At 73.1% G+C, this 21,840-nt stretch carries 26 protein-coding genes; 10 read left to right on the forward strand and 16 right to left on the reverse strand.

Features of this window, described 5'->3' with window-relative positions:
• Window positions 1-79: 79 nt before the first annotated feature.
• On the reverse strand, window positions 80-655 hold the full coding sequence (locus tag ACWJ6R_RS09695) for an ATP-binding protein (RefSeq protein ID WP_449061883.1): 576 nt from the start codon (window positions 653-655) through the stop codon (window positions 80-82).
• A 160-nt stretch (window positions 656-815) separates the two neighbouring features.
• Here ACWJ6R_RS09695 and ACWJ6R_RS09700 point away from each other — a divergent pair, with 160 nt between their 5' ends.
• Window positions 816-1,052 carry a DUF397 domain-containing protein gene (locus tag ACWJ6R_RS09700; protein ID WP_449061884.1) on the forward strand — a complete coding sequence of 79 codons (237 nt, stop codon included), beginning with the start codon at window positions 816-818 and terminating at the stop codon, window positions 1,050-1,052.
• 116 nt (window positions 1,053-1,168) lie between these two features.
• The gene (locus tag ACWJ6R_RS09705) at window positions 1,169-2,074 is read left to right on the forward strand and encodes a helix-turn-helix domain-containing protein (protein ID WP_449061885.1); all 906 of its coding nucleotides are present in this window, start codon (window positions 1,169-1,171) and stop codon (window positions 2,072-2,074) included.
• A gap of 76 nt (window positions 2,075-2,150) precedes the next feature.
• Here ACWJ6R_RS09705 and ACWJ6R_RS09710 read toward each other — a convergent pair whose 3' ends face one another.
• The 4 genes from ACWJ6R_RS09710 to ACWJ6R_RS09725 all read right to left on the reverse strand — a co-directional run bounded on the left by ACWJ6R_RS09710 (window position 2,151) and on the right by ACWJ6R_RS09725 (window position 4,178).
• Window positions 2,151-2,759, reverse strand: coding sequence for a TIGR03086 family metal-binding protein (locus tag ACWJ6R_RS09710; RefSeq protein WP_449061886.1), 609 nt, complete (start codon window positions 2,757-2,759; stop codon window positions 2,151-2,153).
• A gap of 57 nt (window positions 2,760-2,816) precedes the next feature.
• A complete protein-coding gene (locus ACWJ6R_RS09715; protein ID WP_449061887.1) occupies window positions 2,817-3,425 on the reverse strand; it encodes a dihydrofolate reductase family protein in 609 nt (202 codons plus the stop codon).
• Window positions 3,426-3,543: 118 nt separating this feature from the next.
• Window positions 3,544-3,912, reverse strand: coding sequence for a nuclear transport factor 2 family protein (locus ACWJ6R_RS09720; RefSeq protein WP_449061888.1), 369 nt, complete (start codon window positions 3,910-3,912; stop codon window positions 3,544-3,546).
• Window positions 3,828-4,178, reverse strand: coding sequence for a sigma factor-like helix-turn-helix DNA-binding protein (locus ACWJ6R_RS09725; protein WP_449061889.1), 351 nt, complete (start codon window positions 4,176-4,178; stop codon window positions 3,828-3,830). The genes ACWJ6R_RS09720 and ACWJ6R_RS09725 overlap by 85 nt, the downstream gene beginning before the upstream one ends.
• A gap of 99 nt (window positions 4,179-4,277) precedes the next feature.
• On the opposite strand from ACWJ6R_RS09725, the gene ACWJ6R_RS09730 reads away from it, so the two are divergent.
• The 4 genes from ACWJ6R_RS09730 (at window position 4,278) to ACWJ6R_RS09745 (ending at window position 6,495) form a co-directional block, all read left to right on the forward strand.
• Window positions 4,278-4,466 (forward strand): hypothetical protein, encoded by a 189-nt coding sequence (locus ACWJ6R_RS09730; RefSeq protein WP_449061890.1) that lies wholly within the window; start codon window positions 4,278-4,280, stop codon window positions 4,464-4,466.
• Window positions 4,467-4,907: 441 nt separating this feature from the next.
• A complete protein-coding gene (locus ACWJ6R_RS09735; protein ID WP_449061891.1) occupies window positions 4,908-5,057 on the forward strand; it encodes a hypothetical protein in 150 nt (49 codons plus the stop codon).
• A 3-nt stretch (window positions 5,058-5,060) separates the two neighbouring features.
• A complete protein-coding gene (locus ACWJ6R_RS09740; RefSeq protein WP_449061892.1) occupies window positions 5,061-6,332 on the forward strand; it encodes a WS/DGAT/MGAT family O-acyltransferase in 1,272 nt (423 codons plus the stop codon).
• Between the two features lie 7 nt (window positions 6,333-6,339).
• On the forward strand, window positions 6,340-6,495 hold the full coding sequence (locus tag ACWJ6R_RS09745) for a WS/DGAT domain-containing protein (protein ID WP_449061893.1): 156 nt from the start codon (window positions 6,340-6,342) through the stop codon (window positions 6,493-6,495).
• On the opposite strand, the gene ACWJ6R_RS09750 is transcribed toward ACWJ6R_RS09745, so the two are convergent.
• The 4 genes from ACWJ6R_RS09750 to ACWJ6R_RS09765 all read right to left on the reverse strand — a co-directional run bounded on the left by ACWJ6R_RS09750 (window position 6,460) and on the right by ACWJ6R_RS09765 (window position 8,089).
• Window positions 6,460-6,912: an ATP-binding protein gene (locus tag ACWJ6R_RS09750; RefSeq protein ID WP_449061894.1), complete on the reverse strand. Its 453-nt coding sequence runs from the start codon at window positions 6,910-6,912 to the stop codon at window positions 6,460-6,462. The genes ACWJ6R_RS09745 and ACWJ6R_RS09750 overlap by 36 nt on opposite strands.
• A 51-nt stretch (window positions 6,913-6,963) precedes the next feature.
• Window positions 6,964-7,101, reverse strand: coding sequence for a hypothetical protein (locus ACWJ6R_RS09755; RefSeq protein WP_449061895.1), 138 nt, complete (start codon window positions 7,099-7,101; stop codon window positions 6,964-6,966).
• Window positions 7,102-7,173: 72 nt separating this feature from the next.
• On the reverse strand, window positions 7,174-7,458 hold the full coding sequence (locus tag ACWJ6R_RS09760) for a DUF4031 domain-containing protein (RefSeq protein WP_449061896.1): 285 nt from the start codon (window positions 7,456-7,458) through the stop codon (window positions 7,174-7,176).
• Window positions 7,459-7,537: 79 nt separating this feature from the next.
• Window positions 7,538-8,089 (reverse strand): TetR/AcrR family transcriptional regulator, encoded by a 552-nt coding sequence (locus ACWJ6R_RS09765; protein WP_449061897.1) that lies wholly within the window; start codon window positions 8,087-8,089, stop codon window positions 7,538-7,540.
• Between the two features lie 132 nt (window positions 8,090-8,221).
• On the opposite strand from ACWJ6R_RS09765, the gene ACWJ6R_RS09770 reads away from it, so the two are divergent.
• Entirely contained in the window at window positions 8,222-10,906 is a 2,685-nt protein-coding gene (locus ACWJ6R_RS09770; protein ID WP_449061898.1) for a DHA2 family efflux MFS transporter permease subunit, read from the forward strand.
• A 257-nt stretch (window positions 10,907-11,163) separates the two neighbouring features.
• On the opposite strand, the gene ACWJ6R_RS09775 is transcribed toward ACWJ6R_RS09770, so the two are convergent.
• The 4 genes from ACWJ6R_RS09775 to ACWJ6R_RS09790 form a co-directional block, all read right to left on the reverse strand.
• Window positions 11,164-12,534, reverse strand: a complete 1,371-nt coding sequence (locus ACWJ6R_RS09775; RefSeq protein WP_449061899.1) for an AAA family ATPase — start codon at window positions 12,532-12,534, stop codon at window positions 11,164-11,166.
• Window positions 12,531-14,069, reverse strand: coding sequence for a hypothetical protein (locus ACWJ6R_RS09780; RefSeq protein ID WP_449061900.1), 1,539 nt, complete (start codon window positions 14,067-14,069; stop codon window positions 12,531-12,533). Before ACWJ6R_RS09780 ends, ACWJ6R_RS09775 begins: the two co-directional genes overlap by 4 nt.
• A gap of 129 nt (window positions 14,070-14,198) precedes the next feature.
• Complete coding sequence (locus ACWJ6R_RS09785) at window positions 14,199-15,299, reverse strand: hypothetical protein (RefSeq protein ID WP_449061901.1); 1,101 nt, start codon at window positions 15,297-15,299, stop codon at window positions 14,199-14,201.
• A gap of 70 nt (window positions 15,300-15,369) precedes the next feature.
• On the reverse strand, window positions 15,370-16,173 hold the full coding sequence (locus ACWJ6R_RS09790) for a hypothetical protein (protein WP_449061902.1): 804 nt from the start codon (window positions 16,171-16,173) through the stop codon (window positions 15,370-15,372).
• A 104-nt stretch (window positions 16,174-16,277) separates the two neighbouring features.
• Here ACWJ6R_RS09790 and ACWJ6R_RS09795 point away from each other — a divergent pair, with 104 nt between their 5' ends.
• The 3 genes from ACWJ6R_RS09795 to ACWJ6R_RS09805 all read left to right on the forward strand — a co-directional run bounded on the left by ACWJ6R_RS09795 (window position 16,278) and on the right by ACWJ6R_RS09805 (window position 19,207).
• Window positions 16,278-16,736, forward strand: coding sequence for an NYN domain-containing protein (locus ACWJ6R_RS09795; RefSeq protein WP_449061903.1), 459 nt, complete (start codon window positions 16,278-16,280; stop codon window positions 16,734-16,736).
• A 123-nt stretch (window positions 16,737-16,859) separates the two neighbouring features.
• Entirely contained in the window at window positions 16,860-17,762 is a 903-nt protein-coding gene (locus tag ACWJ6R_RS09800) for a hypothetical protein (RefSeq protein WP_449061904.1), read from the forward strand.
• A 641-nt stretch (window positions 17,763-18,403) separates the two neighbouring features.
• Complete coding sequence (locus tag ACWJ6R_RS09805) at window positions 18,404-19,207, forward strand: endonuclease/exonuclease/phosphatase family protein (RefSeq protein WP_449061905.1); 804 nt, start codon at window positions 18,404-18,406, stop codon at window positions 19,205-19,207.
• Between the two features lie 126 nt (window positions 19,208-19,333).
• Here the strand turns inward: ACWJ6R_RS09805 and ACWJ6R_RS09810 are convergent, their stop codons facing one another.
• The 3 genes from ACWJ6R_RS09810 to ACWJ6R_RS09820 form a co-directional block, all read right to left on the reverse strand.
• A complete protein-coding gene (locus ACWJ6R_RS09810) occupies window positions 19,334-20,596 on the reverse strand; it encodes a glycosyltransferase family 4 protein (RefSeq protein WP_449061906.1) in 1,263 nt (420 codons plus the stop codon).
• Entirely contained in the window at window positions 20,593-20,964 is a 372-nt protein-coding gene (locus tag ACWJ6R_RS09815) for a hypothetical protein (protein WP_449061907.1), read from the reverse strand. The genes ACWJ6R_RS09810 and ACWJ6R_RS09815 overlap by 4 nt, the downstream gene beginning before the upstream one ends.
• On the reverse strand, window positions 20,889-21,840 hold a 952-nt coding region (locus tag ACWJ6R_RS09820), incomplete at its 5' end, for a lipopolysaccharide biosynthesis protein (RefSeq protein ID WP_449061908.1). The genes ACWJ6R_RS09820 and ACWJ6R_RS09815, both read right to left, overlap by 76 nt.

A 21,840-nucleotide genomic window follows, 5' to 3' on the forward strand; every position in this document is an offset into this window, starting at 1 on the left:
TGCGCCGACTCCTCCGCCCGCCGGCGGACACGGCCGGGGCTTGTAGGGCCGGAGACGGGCGGGGTCCCTGCGGGACGGGTCAGCGGCAGGACTCCAGCCGCCGGGCGTGCGCCGCGGCGGGCAGGAACGCCGCCCACACGGCCTTGCCCCCGGTCTCCAGCGGAGACCACCCCCAGGTATGGCTGACCCCGCGCACGATCTGCAGTCCCCGGCCGCTCTCCGCCTCGTCGTCGAAGTCCCGCAGCCGGGGCCCCTGGTCGCAGGGGTCGGTGACCGCGCACAGCACGGAGCGCTCGGTGCTGCACAGCACGATCCTGGCGTGCCTGCGGGAGGCGGCGTAGGACGCGTTCGCGATCCCGTGGCGCAGGGCGTTGGTCACCAGCTCCGAGACCGCGAGGGTGACGTCGTCGACCAGCGCGGCGAGTCCCCAGGCGTGCAGGGAGGAGGAGGCGAAATCCCGCGCCGTCCGGGCGGCGCACGCCTCGTCGCGCAGGCTCCGGACCGCCATCTGCAACTGGTCGAGGTGGCTGTCCCCGTCCGACCACGGCGGCAGGCCGCTGGGCGGGAGCAGGTGGTCGAGCATCGACAGCCAGCGCTCCCATCCGCAGATCTCTGCCCGGACGGAAGCGACGTCGTGCTGTGGATAACCAGTCATCGGCGACCTTGGGGAAGAGGCGGCGATCGCGTCACGAGGGGTCTCGCCCAGTCATCTTGCCTGGAGGAGATGTGCAAACGCAAGTACAGATGCACGTGCATCTGCACACGGGGCTATGCTGCTCCCAATGTTCCCCTGCCTGATTCGGTGAGAGGCGAGGATGGATCAGCTGCGTAACGGCATGGCGGCGGCCCTTCTGGTCGAGGCGGAGTGGCGCAAGAGCCGCTTCAGCAATCCCAGCGGAAACTGCGTGGAGGTGGCCGGGCTGCCCGGCGGAGCGGTGGCCGTACGGAACTCGCGCGACCCCGAGGGGCCGGCGCTGATCTACACGCGCGCGGAGGTCGACGCCTTCGTCCGGGGGGTGAAGGACGGCGAGTTCGACGACCTCGTCGACTGAGGTGGTTGAAGAATAAAGTTCCGTCTGGTCCGGGACGGTTCGCCGGAGTACCGTGAAGGCCGCGACGGCCACGAGGGGTGGGCGCAGACTCGCATTCCGTGCACGAAGGACCGCCGATGACCAGATCCCACGCTCATGGGGAGCCCGCCGATCCCATCTTCATGACCGGGCCCCGGGGGAGCTCGACGGTGCTGCGGATCGTGCTGGGTGCGCAGTTGCGCCGGCTCCGCGAGGCGCGGCACATCACCCTGGAGCAGGCGGGCCGGACGATCCGCGCCTCCCACTCGAAGATCAGCCGGATGGAGCTCGGCCGGGTCGGCTTCCGGATCCGGGACGTGGCCGACCTGCTCACGCTGTACGGCGTGCTGGACGACGGCGAGCGCGGGGCGCTGCTGGGCCTGGTCGAACAGGCCAACCAGCCCGGCTGGTGGCACAACTACGGCGACGTCCTGCCGAGCTGGTTCGAGACCTACGTCGGCCTGGAGGAGTCCGCCTCCGTCATCCGCAACTACGAGGTCCAGTTCGTCCCGGGCCTGCTGCAGAGCGAGGACTACGCGCGGGCCGTGATCCGGCTGGGCCACGCGGACGCCTCCGAGGCGGAAATCCACAGAAGGGTGGGGCTGCGCACGGCGCGCCAGCGGCTCCTGCGCGCCCCCGAGCCGCCCCACCTGTGGGCGGTGCTGGACGAGGCGGTGCTGCGCCGCCCGCTCGGCGGGCCCGAGGTCATGCGCGGCCAGATCGACCACATCCTCGACGCGATCGAACTGCCCAACGTGACGGTCCAGATCGCGCCGTTCAGCATCGGCGGCCACGCCGCCGCGGGCGGGCCCTTCAGCATCCTGCGCTTCGCCCAGCCCGACCTGCCCGACATCGTCTACATGGAGCAGCTGACCAGCGCCGTCTACCTGGAGAAGCGCGACGAGGTCGAACGCTACCTGGAGGTGATGGAGCGCCTGTGCATCGCGGCCGAGCCCGCCTCGGAGACCGCGGCGATCCTCACCCGCATCCGCGAGGAGCTTTAGCGCCCTTCCGACCCGGCGGAGACCGGACGGTTCACCCGGAACCAGGATCGACGTCCGGCGGCGGACGGGCGCGGCCTCACACGGCGCCCGGGGCCCAGGAGGGGTCGCGGCCGCCGAACGCCGCGAGCCGGTCGTACGGCGGCGCGTCGTCGGTCACCGGCACCTGCGGGGCCACCTGGAACCCGTCGGCCTCGTCCCCGCGGAACCGGGGGTCGTCGTGGGCCTGGTCCCATTCGAGGGCGAACCGCGCCACCTCGGGATCGAGGTCGTCGGTGGACCGGCCGGTCGCCTTGGCGATGTCCCAGGTGTGCGCGGCCAGTTCGGTGATGTTCTGGCCGACCGCCGCGGTGGCCGGGACCTCGCCGCCCGGGTAGCGGTGCGTGCGCTCCAGGGCGCCCGGCTGCCGCCAGGCGGTCAGCAGCGCGTCGGCGGCCGTGCGGTAGGCGCCGGTCCAATCGTCACCGAGCAGATCGCCGTCGAGGGCGCGGCGCCGCTCGCCGGCGGCCACCAGGGCGAACTGGTGGAGCTCGTCCACGACGTGGCCGACCAGCGCCCGCAGGTCCCAGGAGCGGCACGGGGTCGGCAGGGCGGCCTGCTCGGGGCGGATCCCGGCGATGACGGCGCCGGTCTGCTCCAGCGCGCGCGACAGCAGGGCGACCAGGGCTTCCGGTGAGGTCGTGGTCATGTCTTTCTCCTTCGGAGGTCGGGGGTTCGGTGATTCGGTGGTGCCCGTGCCGTGCGGTCAGGCGCGCGGGCCGTCCAGCACGTCGTAGATCAGGTGGGTGACGGCGGTGCCGGTGATCACGCGCGGGTCGCCGAGGTGGACGGGAGTGCCGGTGAGCCGGTCGAACATGCGGGTTCCGCCGCCGAGGAGCACCGGTACCAGGTCGATGCGCACCTGGTCGACCAGGCCGGCGTCGAGCGCCTGCCAGGCCACGTCGCCCGGGCCGACCCCGACCGCCTTGTCCCCCGCGGCCTGCCGGGCCAGCTCGACGGCGGCGGCGAGTCCGTCGGTGACGAACGTGAACGGCGTCCCTTCGGCCTTCCAGTCCTCGGGCGCGGTGTGGGTCACCACGAAGGTCGGCACGCCCATCGGGTGGGTGCCGTCCCAGCCGTTGGTCATGTCGAACAACCGCCGGCCGACGACCAGGGCTCCGGTGATGTCGTTCAGCTCCCGCACGTGGGCGGCGCTGGCCGCCGAGGTGCGGTAGGCGACCCGCGTGGAGTTCGCGGTCGACGTCGGCACGTCCCCGTTGCGGCACCACGCGAACAGGTGCTCGAAACCGCTGTTGGACGGGCCGGCGATGAAGCCGTCCAGGGACATCGACGCCTCGATGTACACCGTCGCCATGAGATCACTCCGTTCCCCGGGTACCCGGTGCCGTGGTGCGCGTGGCCGTTGCCCGCGCGGGTCGGTCATTGAGACGCACCCGGCCGGCGAAAGTGATCGGTCCTCCGCGCACCGGGTCTCAGAGGGTGAGCGGCAGGCCGAACGCGGGGAACAGGTGGGGCTCGAACGCGGTGATCTCGGCGATCATCCCGTTCTCGATCCGCAGCACGTCCAGCACCTGCGCGCGGTACACCGCGGTGCCCGGCCGCTGCACGTACCCGGCCGCCGCGGGCTGCCCGTTCGCCCGCGTGGGCAGGTGCCGCCAGCGTCCGAAGTAGGCGGGTGAGGCGGGGTCGTACGTCCGGGCCAGCGCGGCCCCGATCGCGTCGCGGCCCGCGACCCAGAGCGGGCCCGGCGGCATCGTCACCAGGGCGTCCTGGCGCAGCAGCTCCGCCACGGCGGCGGCGTCGGCCCGGTCGGCCGCGTCCATGTACCGCTGCAGGACCACGCGCTCGTCCCGGCTCGGCGCCGCCGGGGCCGTCCACTGCGTCCGGCGCCGGGGCAGGTGCTCGCGCAGCGTCGACGGCCGGCGAGTGCGCTGTTGACCGAGGCGGTGCTCATCTCCAGCAGCTCCGCCGCCTCGCCGGCCGGCCAGCCGAGCACGTCCCGCACCACCAGCACCGCCCGCTGCCGGGGCGGCAGGTGCTGGATCGCGGTCAGGAAGACCAGCTCCATCGTCTCCCGCGACACGGCCGTCTCCTCCGGCGCCACCACCGCGGCGTCCTCCCCGGTGCCGGGCCCGTCCGCCGGCCCGGATCCGGGCCGCTCCCCGGGAGGGTTTCCGTCACCTGCTCCGGTGTGACGAATTCACCGGTGGGCCGCGATGCCGATGCCGATGCCGATGACGTCGGCTCCGGCTCCAGCGCCGACGCCGGCTCCGGCGCGGACGGTGCGGAAGGCGGCGCCGCTCCGGCCGCTCCGGCCAGGGCCGCGTCCCGTGCGATGCGGGCGATGCGCCGCAACCTGCCGACGGAGGACGACAGCGCGGCCACGTCCGTGTAGAACGCCTCGGGCAGCCGTGGAGCCAGCTCCCGCGCCCGCCGCTCGATGTCGGCGATCAGCTCCCGCACCGCGTCGCCCGTCGCCGGGTCCCGCCGGGACCGGTACGCCCGCTGCCGGCACGCCGCCGAGCAGTACACCGAGGTCCGGCCCTGCCCACCGGTGCGCGGGGGCAGTGCCACCCCGCAGCTACGGCATCGCGCCACAACGCCCCCATGCATAACGTCACCCCGTCCGGCGTTACGCATTAACCCACGTCCGGCCGCCCGGCGCCAGACCGCCGGACGGACCGCTGGACGGGCCGCTGGACGGGCCGCCGGACGGGCCGCTGGACGGGCCGCCGGACGGGCCGCCGGACGGCACCCGTCGGTGAGAACTCCGTCCCATCCGTAAAAAACCGGTATGACAACGGATGAATCAGGGCACAGCTCAGCGGTGTGGCAGATGATCAGCGAGATCATGACCATTGTGATCGTGCTCGGCATCGCCGGGCTGGCGGTGCTCGTCCTGTCCGTCGTCGTCCTGGCGGTGCTCGCGGTGCTGGCCCTGACCACCGGGAGGGAGCAGGATGGGAACAGAACCTTCCGGAGGTAGGCGATGCGGCAACTGAGCGCGGTCGACACGCAGTTCCTGAACTTCGAGACCGAGACGAACGTCGCGAACATCGCCGGACTGGCGATCCTGGACGGTGTGCTGACCCAGGGGGACCTGCTCTCCCTGCTGGCCGGCCGGCTCCACCTGGCGGCGCCGCTGCGCCGGAGACTGGCCTTCGTCCCGTTCGGCCTGGACCATCCGTACTGGGTGGAGGAGCCGCGGATCGACCTGGACTACCACGTACGCGAACTGGCCCTGCCCCCGCCGGGCGATGACGAGCAGCTGGGCGAGCAGGTGGCCCGGCTGCACGCCCGCCCCCTGGACCGGCGCCGCCCGCTGTGGGAGATGTACCTCATCCACGGCCTGGCGGGCGACCGGATGGCCCTCTACACCAAGGTCCACCACGCCGCGGTCGACGGCATCACCGGCGCCGACGTGCTCGCCGCGCTGCTGGACACCTCACCCGAGCCCACCGTGACGTCCTCGGTGCCCGTCTCCCGGACCCAGGAGCGGATCAGCGCGGCGGAGATGCTCGCCAAGGGGATGGCCAAGGCGGCCGCCAACCCGGCGAACACCGTCCGGTTCCTCGTCGACGCGGTCCCGCACCTGGACGAGATCCCCGTCGTCTCGCAGCTGCCCGGCGCGGGACTGGTCTCGCGCGTCACGCGCGATCTGGCGGGCCGCCTGACGGGCCGGGACCCCGCGCCCGCGCTGCCCAGGATGACGCCGCCTCGCACTCCGTTCAGCGGGCGGATCAGCGGCCACCGCAGGTTCGCCTTCACCACCCTGTCGCTGGCGGACGTCAAACGGGTCAAGAACGCCTTCGGCGTCACGGTGAACGACGTGGTGATGACCGTGTGCGCCGGGGCGCTGCGGCAGTGGCTGATCAAGCACGACGCGCTGCCCGACCGGCCGCTCGTCGCCGGTGTGCCGTTCTCCCTGCGCACGATGGGCAACCAGAGCGCGGGCAACCAGGTCACCCTCATGATCACGCAGCTGGCCACGCAGGTCGCCGACCCGGTGGAGCGGCTGCTGGCCGTACGGGACGCCATGACCGTGATCAAGGACCGCTCGTCGCTGGCTCCCGCCCACTGGCTCCAGCAGGTCAGCGACATGATGCCCTCGGCGCTGACCGGGCTGGCCGCCCGGGCGGCCTTCGACCTGTTCGCCGGGACCGCGGGGCCGATCAACGTGGTGATCTCCAACGTCCCGGGCCCGCAGATCCCCCTGTACGTCAGCGGCGCCCGGCTGCTGGCCTACCACCCCGTGTCGTGATCACGACATGAGCGGCGGCGTCAACATCACCGTCTTCTCCTACGACGGCTCGCTCGACGTCGGCGTGATCGCCTGCCGGGAGATGGTCCCCGACGTGTGGACGGTCACCGACCACCTCCGGGCGGCCCTATCGGAGCTGGTGCTCATCGTCGAGCAGCAGTGACGCGCCGGGGGCGTCGTCGACGAAGTGCAGCACCTTCTCCAGGCAGACGATGGAGCCCTTCTCCTGCCGCTTGACGAAGTGGATGTCGTCGGCGAGAGCCCGCATGATCTGCAGCCCCCGCCCGGACTCGGCGGTCGGAGCGGCCTGCTGGCGGGTCCCGGAGAACTCGAAGCCGCCTCCGGCGTCCACGACCTTGATCACGCACCGGTCGCTGGAGAGCTCGGTGCGCACCATGTAGTCGTCGCTCTCGGTGGCGTGCTTTATCACGTTGGAGCACGCCTCGGAGAGCATGAGCTGGATGTCGTCGCGGATGTGCGCCTGCACGCCCAGTGCGCCCAGCGACGAGTCCAGCATCTGCCTGATGACCGGAACGCTCGCGGCGTCGCGCGGCAGACGCAGCGCGATGGTGGCTTCCACGGTCTCCCCCTTCCCGGTGGCCTTGCCGACCCCTGCCCCGGGAGGGCGGGCCTAACCGCCCGGCGGGAGCGGGCCTGACCGCGCCGCGGGCTCCCCGGCCCGCCGTACGGCCTGCCACGGTTCGGTGAGCTCCACCTGTTCGATGCCCTCGGGGGCCGCCAGGAACGCGATCGTCCTACCGTTGAGCATGATCTCCCCTTGTCCGACGTGTCGTCCGGATGTGTGCTTTCCAGCGGCACGTCATGCCCGGCGGGAGGGGAACTACGCGGTCTCCGCGGCCGGGCGGCGGACCTTGCGTCTGCGCAGTCCCGCGGCGGTGAGCCGGGCGACCAGCTCGCGCGAGGAGACCGCCTCGGCGCCCAGGGCGAGGGCCCGCTCGTAGACGGTCTCCGGGACGTCGTAGTGGTCCCGGTCGAAGGCCCGGGGCGGCACGCCCAGCCGGGCGGCGAAGGCGTGCAACTCCTCGGTGGAGGAATCGCTCACCAGATGGGACCAGAGCAGGCCGCGGGGACCGGGCCAGTTCGGCGGGTCGATCAGCACGCTCACCGGCGCACCGCCCCGCGGCCGGCGGGCCGGGGACCTCCCCGGAGCGCCGCCGTCACTGCGGCCGTCACGGTCACCGCCGTCACCGCCCGATGAGGTCGAGCGCGACCTCCAGGGCGGCGGCCCTGCGCTCGTCGTCGGACAGGTCGTCGCCGGAGAGCAGGAACCCGGAGGCGTGCAGGGCGAACAGCGCCATGGAGCTCCTCAGCCGGACGACCGCCGAGTCACCGGGCTCGACCAGGAAGCCGATCAGGTGGAGCATGCGCTCGCGGCTCTTCTCCATCACCGGGTGGTTCTTCATCGCGGTCTGGTTGCGCTCGAAGAACCGCATGATCTGGTGGTGCCGCCCGTGGTGGAGGCCGTCGGCGTAGCGGTGGAGCAGCTCGCGCCGGGTCTCGTCGGTGCGCGGCCGCGCCTCGGCCCAGGCGATCAGCTCCTCGATGATGCGCAGCCGCTCCTCGGCCAGGCTGGCGACGATGTCGTCCTTGGTCTTGAAGTGGTAGTAGAGGGCGGCCTTGGTCACGCCGAGGATCTCGGCGATCTCCCGGAGCGAGGTCGCCTCGTACCCCTGCTCGACGAAGAGCCGCAGCGCGATCTCCTGGATGCGCGTGCGCGTGTCGGCCTGTTCCCGCATGGTGTCCTTCGTCGCTGTGTCCGCTGCCGAGGAATCAACTTGACGGCCGGCAAGTAAGCCGCCTACATTTTTAGCATATCGGAAACTTGCCGGTCGGCAGGTAAGGCGGATTCTCTCCCTGGGGGCTCACGAGTGAAACAGACCGAAGCGGCACCCGCGCGGCGGCGCGAGGTCATGGTGGTGCTGCCGGGCCTGATGCTGGCGATGGTCCTGGCGATGCTGGACAACATGATCGTCGGCACCGCGCTGCCCCGCATCGTCGGCGAGTTCAACGACCTGGCCCACTTCTCCTGGGTGGTGACGGCCTACGTGCTCGGCACCACCGTCTCGACCCCCATCTGGGGCAAGGTCGGCGACCTGTACGGCCGGAAGAACATCTTCCTCGGCTCCATCGTCATCTTCATGATCGGTTCCGCGCTCTGCGGCATGGCCGGCTCCGACGTCCTGGGCGGTCCCGAGGGCGGCATGATCCAGCTCATCGCCTTCCGCGCGCTCCAGGGCCTGGGCGCGGGCGGCCTGATGGTCAACGCGATGGCCATCATCGGCGACCTGGTCCCGCCCCGCGAGCGCGGCCAGTACCAGGGCATGATGGCCGGCGTGATGTCCCTGGCGATGATCGCCGGGCCGCTCGTCGGCGGGTTCATCACCGACCACCTCGACTGGCGCTGGGCCTTCTACGTGAACCTGCCCGTCGGGTTCGCCGCCCTGGCGCTGCTCGCCGTCAAGCTGAAGCTGCCCAAACACCGCACCGAGCACCGCATCGACTGGCTCGGCGCGGCCCTGCTCTCCACCGGCATCACCGCCCTGGTCCTCATCACCACCTGGGGCGGGAACGAGTACGCCTGGGGCTCGCCGCAGATCCTCGGCCTGGTGGGGCTCGCCGCGGTGACCCTCGCGCTGTTCGTCGCCGTCGAGCGCCGCGCCGCCGAGCCCATCATGCCGCTCGGCCTGTTCCGCAACCGCAACTTCACGCTGATCTCGCTGATCGGGTTCCTGCTCGGCTTCGCCATGTTCGGCGCGATCAACTTCTTGCCGCTGTTCCAGCAGACCGTCCAGGGTGCCTCGGCCACCAACTCCGGCCTGCTGCTGCTCCCCATGATGGGCGCGGCCATGGTGGTGTCCCTCTTCGTCGGCCAGGCCATCACGAAGACCGGGAAGTACAAGGCCTACCCGATCGTCGGCGGCGTCGGCATGGCCTTCGGCATGTGGCTGCTGTCTTTGATGGGCGTGGCCACCCCCGCCTGGCAGACCGGCGTGTTCATCGCCGTCCTCGGCCTCGGCATGGGATTCCTGATGCAGACCACCATGCTGATCGCGCAGAACAGCGTGGACGCCAAGGACCTGGGCGTCGCCAGCAGCACCGCCACCTTCTTCCGCTCCATCGGCGGCTCGTTCGGCGTCTCCCTGTTCGGCGCCGTCTTCACCAACCGGCTGGGCGACGAGCTGACGACCCGGTTCGGGCCGGAGGGGGAGAAGCTCGCCACCGCGGGCGGCCAGGTCACCCCGGAGGCGATGGGGCAGCTGCCCCGGCCGTGCGCACCGGCTTCCTGGAGTCGCTGGCCGTCTCCATCTCCGGCGTGTTCTGGTGGGCGATCCTGTTCGCCGTCGTGGTCCCGCTGCTGGCCGCCCTCATCAAGGAGATTCCGCTGCGCGGCGGCCCCGCCCAGGGGGAGCCGACGGAGAAGACGGCGGAGGAGTCGGGAGAGGAACCGGGAGAGGGGGAGCCCGCCCCGCCGCCGCTCACGGCTTCAGCGTGAGCCTGTTCCCCCCTCGGCAGGCGGTTCACGGGCGGTCGCCGGGCGAGCGGCCAAGCCGCGGCCCAGTCGATCCCAAGTCGGGCCGGGCACGCTCAGGGACATGAACACCACCGCACCGGACACCACCGCCGGATACGTGACCCGGCGCCCCGAGGCGGCCGACGCCGCCGCCGTCCACGAGCTGATCTCCCTGTGCGACACGCAGGTGATCGGCAAGGCCGATATGACCCTGGACGACGTCGCCGACCAGCTGAACGACCCTGCCTTCGACCGGGAGCGGGACGGCTGGCTCGTCCACGACGCCGGCGGCCGCCTCGTCGCCTGGGCCTGGGTCTGCCGGAAGGGCTCCAGCGACAACGTCGACATCGACGTGGTGGTCCACCCCGACGCCCAGGCCCTCACCGGAGGGCTCTGGGACACCGTGACCGAGCGGGCACGGCAGATCACCGCGGGGCTCGGCCACGCCCGCGCCGTGCTGGACATCGGCCTGTACCGGGAGGACAGCGGCAAGCGCGCCGTCGCCGCCGCCCGCGGATTCGCCCCCGCCACCAGCTTCATCCGGCTCCTCGCCGACCACGTCGGCCAGATCGCCGAGCCCGCCCCGCCCGTCGGGCTGACCCTGCACGACGGCCGGACCGAGGAGGTCCGCCGCCAGGGCCACGCGGTCCAGCAGGCGGGCTTCGCCGACCACTTCGGGTTCACCCCGAAGGGCTTCGACGAATGGTTCGCCGACCTCGACGCCTCGGCCAGCACCGACTGGTCCCAGCTGCTGGTGGCCCGGATCGACGGCGAACCGGCCGCGATGCTGCTGGGCACCGACATGTTCGCCGGTGACGAGAACTGCGGCTACGTCCGCCAGCTCGCCGTCCTGCCCGCTCACCGCGGCCGGGGCCTGGGCCGGTTCATGCTCCGCACGGCGTTCGCCGCCGACGCGCGGCGCGGTCGGGTCGGCACCTACCTGCACGTCGACGCCAACAACAGCACCCCCGCACTGGACCTCTACCTGTCGGTGGGCATGCGCCAGGTCCTGGCCATCGACGTCTGGCGCCGCACGGTCTGAACCCGGCTCCGGGCGCCCAGGGCTCCGGGCCCGGCCCGGGACTCCCGTGAGACCCCGGTGCCGCGCGGGCGCCACCCGGGTACGGCCCGCCGTACCCGCACGGGTCCCTGCCACCCGCACGGATCCCTGCTCCGGGTACGGCCTCAGCCCGCGGGCGTACCCGGAGCAGGGGCAGCGCGCACGCCCCGGCGGCCAGGGCCGTGACCGCCAGAGCCGCCGATCGGCCGGCCGTACCCGCGAACCGGCCGGGCCGCCGCTCAGTCGGAGGCCACCCGGTGCTTGGCGAGGTGGGCCAGGACCGCCTGGTTGGCCTCCCAGCCGTCGGGGAACTTCACCGGCACGCCCAGCTGCACCGGCTCGGCCGACGGATGGGCGTCCAGCAGCTCCGGGATGCCCGCCCGCGCCACCACGATGCACGCGTGCCGGTGCCGGGAGGTGAGCACGCACAACCGCCCCGACTCCAGGTGGAACGCCGTGGCGTCCCGCCGCCCCGACAGCGGGTGCAGCACGATCGTCACGTCGTACTCCCGCCCCTGCAGCCGGTTGGCGGTGTCCACCGTGATCTCCTCCGGCACCCCCGCCGCCCGGATCGCCGCCACCTGGTCGCGGTGCGCCGCCCCGATGGCGATCCGCCCGGCCGTCACCGGATGGCTGCCGCGCTCCGAGTGCGCGACCGGCGCGCGCTGCAGCAGCCGCAGCGCCAGCAGCGCCACCGCCTGCACCGCCTCGGCGTCCGTGCGGACCGTGTGCCGGCTCGGCAGCTCGTACAGCGCCCAGCCCGAACCCGCCGCCTCCTCCAGCGCCCGGTCATAGGAGGTCCGCATGCCGTCCACCGTCAGCTCCAGCGACCGGTCGGCGTGCTCGGTGCCCGCCCGGAACCCGGTGAACGGGTAGAACGCCTCCGACACCACCGGCGCCGCCGACGCCGGCAGCCGCCACGACACCGGCAGCCGGTGCACCGGCAGATCCGGGTTGTGCCGGAGCAGCACCGAGACCGCGCTCTGCACCGGATCCCACGACAGGCCCGCCCACCGGTCGCCGTCCACGATCGAGAACGGGTCAAGCTGCCCCGGATCGCCCACGAACAGCGACCGCTCGAACAGCGAGGCGATGCGCAGCAGCTTGTCCGAGCGCATCTGGTACGCCTCGTCGACGATCGCCCACGGCCAGGTCCGGTCCCCGACCCAGGCCCACTTGTCGGCCGTGGCGACCACCACCGCCGGATCGCCCAGATCCGGCAGCTTGCCCGCCACCGAGACGTTGGCGTGCGCCAGGATCCGCTGCGGCGTGACGTACCCGCTCGCCGACAGCCGGCCGATCGTCAGATCCGGATGCTCGGCCGCGAGCCGCTCCACCAGGTCGTCGACCTGCTCGTTGGTCTGCGCGACGATCATCAACGGCTCGCCGGTCTCCGCGATGTGCCCCGCGGCCCGCACCACCAGCGTCGACTTGCCCGCCCCCGGCGGGGAGTCCACGACCACGCCGCGATGGCGCGGCAGGTCCGCCAGCACGCTCGCGACCACCCCCGCCGCCTCCTGCTGCGGGGTCAGCCCCGGCCCCGGCACCGGCGTCCGCGGTCCGGCCGGGACCGGCTCCGGGCCCGGGTCCCGCACGACCTTGAGCGTCACTCCCACTCCTCCTGCGCGTCGTCGTCACCGGGCACGTACTCCTCGGGCGGGCCGCCGTGGGTCCACGGTGTCTCCTCCGGATCCGGGAGCGCCGCCGAGGTCTGGAAATCATCGGTCAGCGAGGTGTAGCAGACCCGCTCGCCCGGCTCGGGCACCGCCCCCGGAGCGGGCGTCTTCCCGCGCCCCATCCCCTTGGTCACCTTGAGCACGACCTCGACCGCGCCACCCGTCCCGCCGCCGGGCACCCCGGCCGCGCCACCCGCTCCGCCGCCGGGCACCTCGACCACCTCGACCACCTCGACCACCTCGGCGCCGTGACCGCGCCGCTCCGGGCTGCCCACCGCCGCGCCGGGCGTCAGCCGTACCGGGTCGTCGGTGCGGACCGTGACCAGCGGCCGGAGCTTGCGCGAGCGGCCCTCGCCCTCGAAGTGCTCCGGCTCCACCGCCGTCACCACCCCGGCGAACGCCTCACCGGTCAGCCGGTACTCCGCCATGACCAGCGGATCGTCGTAGGCGCGCTGCACGTCGTAGGAGGCCCGGGCCCGCTCCAGCCCCGCCAGCCGCGCCGCCGCGCTCACCGCCCCGTCCCGGCGCGCCTGCGGCGGGCCGCCCTCGGCGATCCGCTCGACGAACCGGGTGAACGAGCCCCGGTCGGCCTCCCAGCGCCCGGCGACCCGCGGGCCCTCCGGCAGCGCGCGCAGCAGCTCCACCGAACGCCACATCAGCCGCCACGTCGGCTCCAGCTGGGTGCGCAGCGCCTCGGCCACGCGCTCCACCGCCCGGTCCGTCGGCGCCTCCTCGTACGCCTGCACGGCGGGGGCGAGCACCTCGTTGTCGAACCCCGGATCGGTGGCCGGTCCCGCCGGAGGCCACAGCAGCGGATCCTCGGCCTCCTCGGCGGCCCGCTGCCCGGTCGTCCCGGCGGGCGGGTCGATCCAGCCCAGCAGCGCCGCCAGGTTCGCGTCCTCCATCGCGCTCTGCCCGGTCGCCCAGTGCGTGCCCAGCGCCTCGGTCGCCGCCAGCAGCAGCGACGACCCCGGCTGCCTCGACCGGTCGGCGAAGTAGGTCAGCCAGCGTCCCAGCAGCGGCACCGACGGGTGCACCGGATAGGGGCCGTCGGCCCGCCGGAACCGGGTGGACCGGCCCAGCAGCCCGGTGAACTCCGCCGCCGGCCGGTTCGGCACCAGGAGCTGCGGCGCCTCCAGGCACCGCTCGTACGGCTCGCCGCCCTTGCGCTCGACCGTCTCCGTCGCCTTCTGGAAACCCTCGACGTACGGCAGCAGCACCTCGGCCAGCTCGGCGGCGAACGCGAACCGCAGGTCCCGGTTGCGCGGCTGCGGCACCACCAGCAGCCGAGGATGGTCCGGATCGGTGCCGACCATCGCGCCGAGCGGGGCGGCGGCCTCACCGGCCATCCTCAACGGGACGAACACCATGGGGCGGTCCGACAGATGGCAGTGCCGGACCGTGGTGATCCGCTGCGCCACGCCCTCCCGCATCGCCCGCAACCGCGCCAGCGCGGCGAGCGCGCTCATGCGGCCTCCTCCGTCGGCCTCATGAGCGCGAGGCGGCTGTGTCTTCCGGTCCGCTCGCTGCGCTCGCTCATGCGGCCTCCTCCGTCGGCCTCATGAGCGCGAGGCGGCTGTGCCTTCCGGTCCGCTCGCTCATGCCACGCACTCCCGGCGCAGGCGGTCCGCCAGGCGGAGCAGGCGGGCGATCTCCTCCTGCCCCTCCTCCGGCTCACGCGTGCCCTCGGCCAGGCCCAGCGCCTCGTCCATCCCGGACACGCCGCCGAGCTGGTCGCGGACCTGGCGGCCGAGCAGGTCCGTGGAACCGCACCCGCGCGCCTCGTCCCGGCAGAACATGCACAGGTCGCACGCCGCCAGGCAGTCCGGCGCGTACCGGGCCGGCACCCGGCGCAGCGCCTCGGCCAGCTCGCCCGCCGAACGGGTCGGCACGCCGGCGGCGTCCGGCTCCAGGGAGAAGGTGAGCCCCTCCGGCAGGCCCTCCAGCAGCCGGTCCACCCGGGTCATCCGGGCCAGCTGCCGCCGGAGCACCGCCAGCTGCCTGCGCACGTCCACCAACGAGGCCACCGGGCGGTTGGCGAAGTTCTCCGGGCAGACGAGCACCACGTCGTGGGAGACCCGCTCCGGGTCGTGACCCAGCTCCTCCATGAGCGCGCGCAGCGCCAGCACGTAGACCGCCGCCTGCCGCGCCGCCGCCGCCACCTTCTCCGGCTCGGCCTGGCCGTCGATCACGGAGAACGACTTGATCTCCACGATGTGGAAGCGCCCGCCGAGCTGGAACGCCACCACGTCCGGCTCCAGGTAGGACGTGTGCCCGGCGATCCGCAGGCTCAGCAGCGGGTGGTCGTAGAAGACCGCCGAGTCCTCGCTCTCCCGGGCGGCCCGGTCGATCAGCGCCCGGGTGTGCGAGGCCCGCAGGTGGGCGCCGACGTTCTCCACGTCCTGGTAGCCGACCTGCGCGATCGGCAGCCCCATCAGCTCGCGCAGCAGCCGCAGCAGCTCGGCGCAGCCGTTCTCCTTCACCAGCGACTCGAAGACGTTCCCGCGGGTGATCGCGAACTGCGACTGGCCGAAGGGCGCCGGGAAGCCGACGTGCCGGGCCGCGGCGTCCTTGTCGACCCCGGCGGCGTCCAGCAGCGACCGCCGGGCGCACCCGGGATTGGCGGCCAGCGCCGCGATGGCCCGGGCGTCGTGCGCGCGGGCCGGCCCCGGTCCGCGCAGATCGTCCAGGCGGCTCACCGCACGCCTCCGCAACGGCCGTGGAGGACGTCCCCGGAACGGTCCCGAAGGTCCTCGTGATGCCCGCTCATCAGCAGGCCCCCCTCAATGTGCTCAGTGCGGCCGCGCCGAACAGGCGCTCCACGTCGGTCAGCTGATCGCCCGCCCGGGCCGCCACCTCGGCCCGCTGCGCGGTGTCGGCGGGCAGGTGCACCTCCAGCTCCGCCCTGGCCGCCCCGACCACGGTCGCCGGATCGACCGGGCCGAATCCGCCCTCCACGGCGCCCGGGATGTTCTGCGCCATCCGCGAGAGCAGCCGCACCGCGCCCGGCGGCGGCTCGGCCAGCCGGGCCAGGTGCTCGGCGATGCGGACGGCGGCGGTGAGGAAATCGACCCGCGGGCTCAGCGGCCCCACCACCCGCGCCTCCAGCGGCCAGGTGCTGTCGGCCAGCAACCCCCGGGCGGGGGAGAGGCGGTCGGTCAGCGCCGCGCACAGGTAGTACGGCCGGGCGTAGGGGTCGCTGCGGAAGGAACGTTCCTCGTCCCGGCGGAGGCTGGACAACTGCGGGCTGCGCAGCCCTCCGGCGAAGAACGCCTCGTTGACCGCGACGACCAGTTTGGCGGCGGTCGGCACCCCCAGCAGGAGCAGCGCCTGGTGCACCTGCTCCCGGATCGGCATCAGCGCCGCGCCGGCCTCACGGAGGGCCGCTCCCGCCGCTTCCTCGGGGTTCCCGGTCTCCTCGGTGACGACCGCCTCGTCCCAGGCCCGCTCGGCCCGGCGCAGGTCCGCCCGCAGCAGCCGGGCCAGCGAGGTGTCGCGGGCCTTGACCGCCCGCCGCACCTCGGCGCGGAGCTCGGTGATCCGCCGCTCCAGCGCGTCCAGTGGTTCACTCACGGCCCGGATCGTAACAGGAGTTCCACCCGCCTCCCTTGAATTCCAGCGATTTCCAGCATTAAAGTGCATGACATGTGGTGATATGTGGGCGAAAGGGGCATTTCATGCGCAACTTGTCGCAGGGGCGAACCGTCCACCTGCTGGACGTGGAGAACCTGGTAGGAGCCCCGCGCCCCGCCCTCAGCGAGGTCGTCACCATGATGCGCCTCTACCGCCGCCGCGTCCCCGCGGGCGGCATGGACCAGTACGTCGCCGCCGTCAACCACGGCGCCCTGCTCCCCGTCGGCCTCGCCCTGGCCGGGATCCAGCTCCTGGTCCGCTCCGGCCGCGACGGCGCCGACGAGGCGCTGCGCGAGGTGATCCGCCTCGACCACCTCGACATCCGGTTCGAACGCGTGGTCATCGGCTCCGGCGACGGCACCTTCACCGACCTCGCCGACTGGCTCCTCGGCCGCGGCGTCCAGGTCGTCGTGGTCTCCCGCCCCGGCGCCCTCAGCCACCGGCTCCGCCGTACGGCGGGCCAGGTCATCTCCCTCGAACCGCCCCTGGACCTGGCCGCCTGACCTCCCCGCCGCGAGACCCGTCCGGTCCGGCGGTCACGAGCGGCCAGGACCCGTCCGGTCCGGCGATCACGCGTGGCCGTGGAATCCGTCTAATCTGCGTGGAATCCGTCTAATCTGGCGGTCATGAGCGCGGGGAACGCCCACTACGTCGTCGTCGACCGCGGAGGGCACCGGGTCTGGTCGCGGCGCGGCGCCGCCGCCACCTTCCACCGCGACCTGCTCTGGGGCCCCGAACGCACCCTCGACTTCATCCGCCGGCAGCAGGGCGGCCACGCGGCCTTCTGGATGAACTCCGTGTGGTGGCGGGCCGTGGCCCTGCTCGACCTGCACGAGCGGCGGCTCCTCGTGCACACCGAGCACGAGATCGCCGGATACCCCGGCACCGGCCTGCGGGAGGTCCGCGCCTGGCTCAGGATCATGGCCGCCCTGTGGCCGGGCTGGACGGTGACGTGGGTGCCGCGCGGCCTGTACCAGGTCATGGAGTATCTCGGCCTGCCGTACGACACCGTGCGCTACCTGGACGAACCGCCGTCTCCGCTGGCGGGCCAGTGGGCTCTGCCGCCCGCCGAGGAGGACGACCTGGCCCGGGTCGCCCCCACCCTCGTCGCCGTCCGCGACGGGGACGGCCGCCTGTCCTTCGGCGGCTGCTGGGCGAGCGGGCTGGCCGAAGCGCTGCTGGCCGGGCCCGCCGTGCTCGCCTCCGCCCAGGAGGAGGCCACCGGGTTCGCGGCACTGGAGTCGGTCCCCTGGAGCGGGGCCTTCCTGGACGTCCCCGGCCGCCGCCTGGACTGGTGGTCGCTGGACTGCCTCCTCGATCCGGCGTGGCCGGCGCACCACTGGCGCGGCTGGACGCTGACCGATCACGGAGACGCCTTCGAGGAGGTCGCCGCCCTCATCGGCCCCGAACTGCTGCTGGACGCGGGCACGGACGACGACGTCCTGCGAGGGCTCACGGACTGGTTCGCCCGCGGCACCACCGACCCCCGCGACCACGAGCGCCTGCTCCGCATCCCCCCGACCGGCTGAGCGGATCGGCGTACGCGATCGACGCGCCCGGGCAAGGCCGGAGATGCGGCTTGTGCCGCCCCGCAACGCGGTGTGGTCCTGAAGGCCATCTCCGCAGGTGCGGGGCCGCCGCCAAGGAATGGCAGCCGTTCACCACAGAAGAGGGACCATCCCCGCGAGCGCGGGGCCGACACGTAAGCTCCGTCCGCTCCCGAGCCTGTACCGGGACCATCCCCGCGCGGGGATGGTCCCGACGGGGTGAGCTTGGGCTGCTCGTCGCCGAGGTCGGCCCCGTGCTCGCGGGGATGGTCCGCGCCCGGGCGCACTTTTCGGTGGCTTGTCGAAAACAGAGGCGCTCTCGCCGTTCCTTGATCCAGTTGATGCGGTGCTGTTCAGCGGTGTTGCGCTTCTTGCGCGGTGCTTCACCATGGTGGATGGGACGAACTCCCTGTAAGCCTCATTCGTGCAGTCGGCCGCCTGGCCGGTGCTCTCCGGGACGACTGCTTGGATGCCGCATCTGCGCAGCTACGTGCGGAAAGATCGGATCTTGCTTGGCGATGACCACGCCGGCAGTCCGATCGGCTCATCCGCCGCCCCGCCGTACGGAGCATCCGGGTTGGCCGCTCCCCGGTACCGGACCGTCTTCTGGGAACGTCTGAGGCATGAAGGTCCTGTCTTTCAACGTGCTCGTCGGGGGCGAGGAGCGGTTCGACGAGATCCGCTCGATCGTGGCGGCCGAGCGTCCCGACCTGCTGGTGCTGCAGGAGTGCGTCGGCTGGGAGGACGGCGAGCGGCTCCGCGAGCTGGCCGGGGCGGTCGGGATCCCCTGCGGGGACGAGCACCTGGTCGTCGGAACGGCGAACCGGCGGCCGAGCGGCCGGCGGTACGACGTCTGCCTGGCGTCCCGCGCGCCGATCCTGCGCCGGGCGGTGCACGCGCCGCCGTCCGTGGCGCACTGCGTCGTCGAGGTGGAGCTCGAATCCGCCGGCGGGGGCGATCCGCTGCTCGTCCTGGGCACCCACCTCGTCGCCGGCGACGAGGAGGCGCGGCTGGCCGAGGTGGGCGAACTGCTCCGGCTGGTCCCGCCCGATCTGCTGGCCGTACGCGACTGCCTGCTGATCGGCGACCTCAACGGGCTCTCCCGTCACGACCCCTACCCGGACGACCTGGCCGAGCGCCTGGCCGGGGCCGGGATCGACAAGTACGGAGATCCGCCCCGGTTCGAGGTGATGGACCGGCTGGAGGAGGCCGGCTGGGTGGACGCCCTGCGGGTCCGGCCGCGCTCGTCGCGCTGGGTCACCGCGCCGCGCGGCGGCGCCGGCGTGCTGGTCGACCTCCGCAGCGACTACATCATGCTGTCGCGTCCGATGGTCGCCCGCCTGGAGTGGGCCGACGTGGTGGAGACCGGTACGGCCTCCGACCACCACGCGGTGGTGGCCCTGCTGAGCGGGCGGGACGGTCACTGACTCCGGGGGCGGGTCCGGTCTCCGATCGCCACGCGATGGTGGTCCTGCCGGGCGGTCACTGATTCCGGGGGCGGCTCCGGTCTCCGGTCGCCGCGCGGTGGTGGTCCTGCCGGGCGGGCGGGACGGCTACCGGCTGCGGGGGGCGGACCCCTTCAGCGCCGACCGGTACACCGCGAGCGTCTCCTCGGCGGCCCGGGCCCAGCTCAGCCGCTCCCGCACGAACCGCTCGCCGTTCTCGGCGAGCGCGCGGCGCAGCTCCGGATCCGTCATGACGTCGATCACGCTGCGGGCGATGTCGCCGGGGTCGGCGGCGCGCACGAACCGCGCCGCGGGCGGTCCCGGGTCGCCGAGGAAGATCCGGGAGAACCCGTCGCCGAGGATCGTCGGCCTGGCCAGTGCCATGGCCTCGGTCGCCACCAGGCCGAACGGTTCGAACAGGGAGGGGAAGACGCAGGCGTCGGCCATCGTGTAGTACTCCAGCAGGGCCCGGCCGTCGACGAACCCGTCCGAGGTGAGGACGCGCCCTTCCAGGCCGGCCTCGGCGGCGATCCGTCCGATGCCGTCCCGGTCGCCCTCCCCGACGAGGACCAGCCGCAGCCCGGGGACGGCGGCCGCGATCCGCGGCATCGCCTCCAGCAGCTGGTAGACGCCCTTCTGCCGTTCCAGGCGGCCGACGAAGAGCAGGACCGGGTCCCCGGCGGCGATGCCGAGCCGGGCGCGCAGGGCGGCGGCGCCCGCGCGCAGCCCGTCCCGGTCGAGGCCGGGGTCGGCGAGCACCCGCTCGAACGTGCCGCCCAGGCACACGACGTCCATCGTCGCCGGGTCCCAGCCGGCGGCGGTGAGCTGGTCACGCACCTCGGGGGTGGCGACGACGACGCGGCGGGCGATGCGCCCCAGCCACCGCTCGACGGCGGCGAACACGCCGAGCGGGTCGGTGATGCTGCGCTGCGGGGCCACGCCGTACTCGGTGGTGTGCACGTGCAGGACGACCGGCAGTCGCAGCATGTAGTGGCAGAGCAGCCCGGCGAGGAAGTTCGTCGAGTCGTGCACGGCGACCAGGTCGGGCCGTCCGCTCCGGCCCGCCCGCAGCAGCCGCAGGAAGTACCGCCAGTTGCTCGCCACGACGTTCGCCGCGAGCAGGGCGAACTCGGTCCGGCGGGTGCGGTTGAGGCGCCGTCTGCGGCCGAGCGCGCCGAGGATCCGGCCCGGGGGCCGGTACACGGTGACGGCGCCGCGCCGCTCGTGCACCGGCCGGGTGCCGGTGTCGTTGAGGGTGAAGACCGCCAGCGGCCGGTGGCCGGCCAGGTGGGGGACGATCTCCTCGGCGTAGCGGCCGAGTCCCGCGGTGATGTTGGGCGGGAACTGGTTGATGATGTGGACGATCTTCACGGTGCGGTCTCCTGGGAACGGGCCGCGCCCGCCGGGGCCGCCCGCCGATACGTCCGGGTTGCGGAGGCGGCCACGAGGGCGACGAGGATGAGATTGCTCAGCGCGAACGCCACCAGCGCCCCGGTCAGGCCCTGCCAGGCGGTGAGCGCCGCCTGGCAGGCGAGCGCGGCGGGCGTCCCGGCGACCATGCAGCCGATGAGCACCTTGGCGCCGCGCACCCCGTCCATCAGCAGGACGGTGGAGTAGAGGTTGAACACCATGTGGGCGCCCATCCCCGCGGCCGACAGCGCCATCAGGTCGAGTTCGTACGGGTACTGCTCGCCGAGCAGGAGGAAGAACACGGTGCTGCCGGCGAACGACAGCAGCACCGTGGCCGCGGCGACCGCCGGGGTGATCCTGCCGATGCGCCGCAGCAGGGCGGGCTTGTCCATGGTGGCCAGCGTGGGCAGCAGCACCAGGCCGATCCCGTCGGTGAACAGCACGCCGAACAAGCGCTTGGGAAAGCCGTTGTACACCGAGTACACGCCGACGTCGCCGGGCCCGCCCAGTGGTTGAGGAAGATCACGTCCACCCCGAACACCAGGGCGGTGAACACGGCGAGGACGGTCACGTAGCCGCCGTGCCGGTACAGCGAGCGCGCCAGCGCCGGCGACCAGGAGCGGGGGACGATCTCGCAGCCCGCCACGGCCGCGACGGCGAAGACGGCGTTCGTGGCGATGAGCGCGACCAGGTAGAACTCGGCGTCCCGGATGCCCAGGACGAGCAGGCAGTAGGACGAGCCGCCCAGGTAGACGACGGCGACGGCGAACTTCAGGACGGCGGTGAGGACGTACCGCTTCAGGCCGCGCAGGAAGCTCTCGGTCAGCTGGTTGGCCGTCATCGCCGCCGCCAGCGCCAGGGAGAAGCACAGCGTGCGGACGTCGACGCCGAGCAGGGCGGTCAGCGGCGCGGCGGCCAGCAGCCCGGCGGCGGTCAGCGCCGCCGTCAGCCCCAGCGCGGACAGCAGCGCCGTCGTCACCAGGGCGGGGCGGTCCGGGGCCTCGGCCCTGGGCAGCTCCTGGTACATGACGTAGTGCAGGCTCATCAGCATGCCGACGGTGAGGATCGTGGCGATCGTCAGGACCACGGTGAAGTGGCCGAACGCCGCGGCGCCGATCTCCCGGGCGATGACGAGCCCGGTCGCCGCGGTCACCCCGCTGGCGGCGGCGCCCGTCACCGTCGGCCCGATCGCCCAGCCGCGGCCG

This window comes from Planomonospora algeriensis, from assembly GCF_977012225.1.

Excerpts from the sequence above, each read along its gene's own strand:
- ACWJ6R_RS09745 (WP_449061893.1), top strand. The coding sequence starts at position 6,340 with ATGAGCGGCGGCGTCAACATCACCGTCTTCTCCTACGACGGCTCGCTC.
- ACWJ6R_RS09765 (WP_449061897.1), bottom strand. The coding sequence starts at position 8,089 with ATGCGGGAACAGGCCGACACGCGCACGCGCATCCAGGAGATCGCGCTG.
- ACWJ6R_RS09755 (WP_449061895.1), bottom strand. The coding sequence starts at position 7,101 with ATGCTCAACGGTAGGACGATCGCGTTCCTGGCGGCCCCCGAGGGCATC.
- ACWJ6R_RS09780 (WP_449061900.1), bottom strand. The coding sequence starts at position 14,069 with ATGAGCGCGCTCGCCGCGCTGGCGCGGTTGCGGGCGATGCGGGAGGGC.
- ACWJ6R_RS09700 (WP_449061884.1), top strand. The coding sequence starts at position 816 with ATGGATCAGCTGCGTAACGGCATGGCGGCGGCCCTTCTGGTCGAGGCG.
- ACWJ6R_RS09715 (WP_449061887.1), bottom strand. The coding sequence starts at position 3,425 with ATGGCGACGGTGTACATCGAGGCGTCGATGTCCCTGGACGGCTTCATC.
- ACWJ6R_RS09795 (WP_449061903.1), top strand. The coding sequence starts at position 16,278 with ATGCGCAACTTGTCGCAGGGGCGAACCGTCCACCTGCTGGACGTGGAG.
- ACWJ6R_RS09805 (WP_449061905.1), top strand. The coding sequence starts at position 18,404 with ATGAAGGTCCTGTCTTTCAACGTGCTCGTCGGGGGCGAGGAGCGGTTC.
- ACWJ6R_RS09735 (WP_449061891.1), top strand. The coding sequence starts at position 4,908 with ATGATCAGCGAGATCATGACCATTGTGATCGTGCTCGGCATCGCCGGG.
- ACWJ6R_RS09800 (WP_449061904.1), top strand. The coding sequence starts at position 16,860 with ATGAGCGCGGGGAACGCCCACTACGTCGTCGTCGACCGCGGAGGGCAC.
- ACWJ6R_RS09710 (WP_449061886.1), bottom strand. The coding sequence starts at position 2,759 with ATGACCACGACCTCACCGGAAGCCCTGGTCGCCCTGCTGTCGCGCGCG.
- ACWJ6R_RS09705 (WP_449061885.1), top strand. The coding sequence starts at position 1,169 with ATGACCAGATCCCACGCTCATGGGGAGCCCGCCGATCCCATCTTCATG.
- ACWJ6R_RS09740 (WP_449061892.1), top strand. The coding sequence starts at position 5,061 with ATGCGGCAACTGAGCGCGGTCGACACGCAGTTCCTGAACTTCGAGACC.
- ACWJ6R_RS09695 (WP_449061883.1), bottom strand. The coding sequence starts at position 655 with ATGACTGGTTATCCACAGCACGACGTCGCTTCCGTCCGGGCAGAGATC.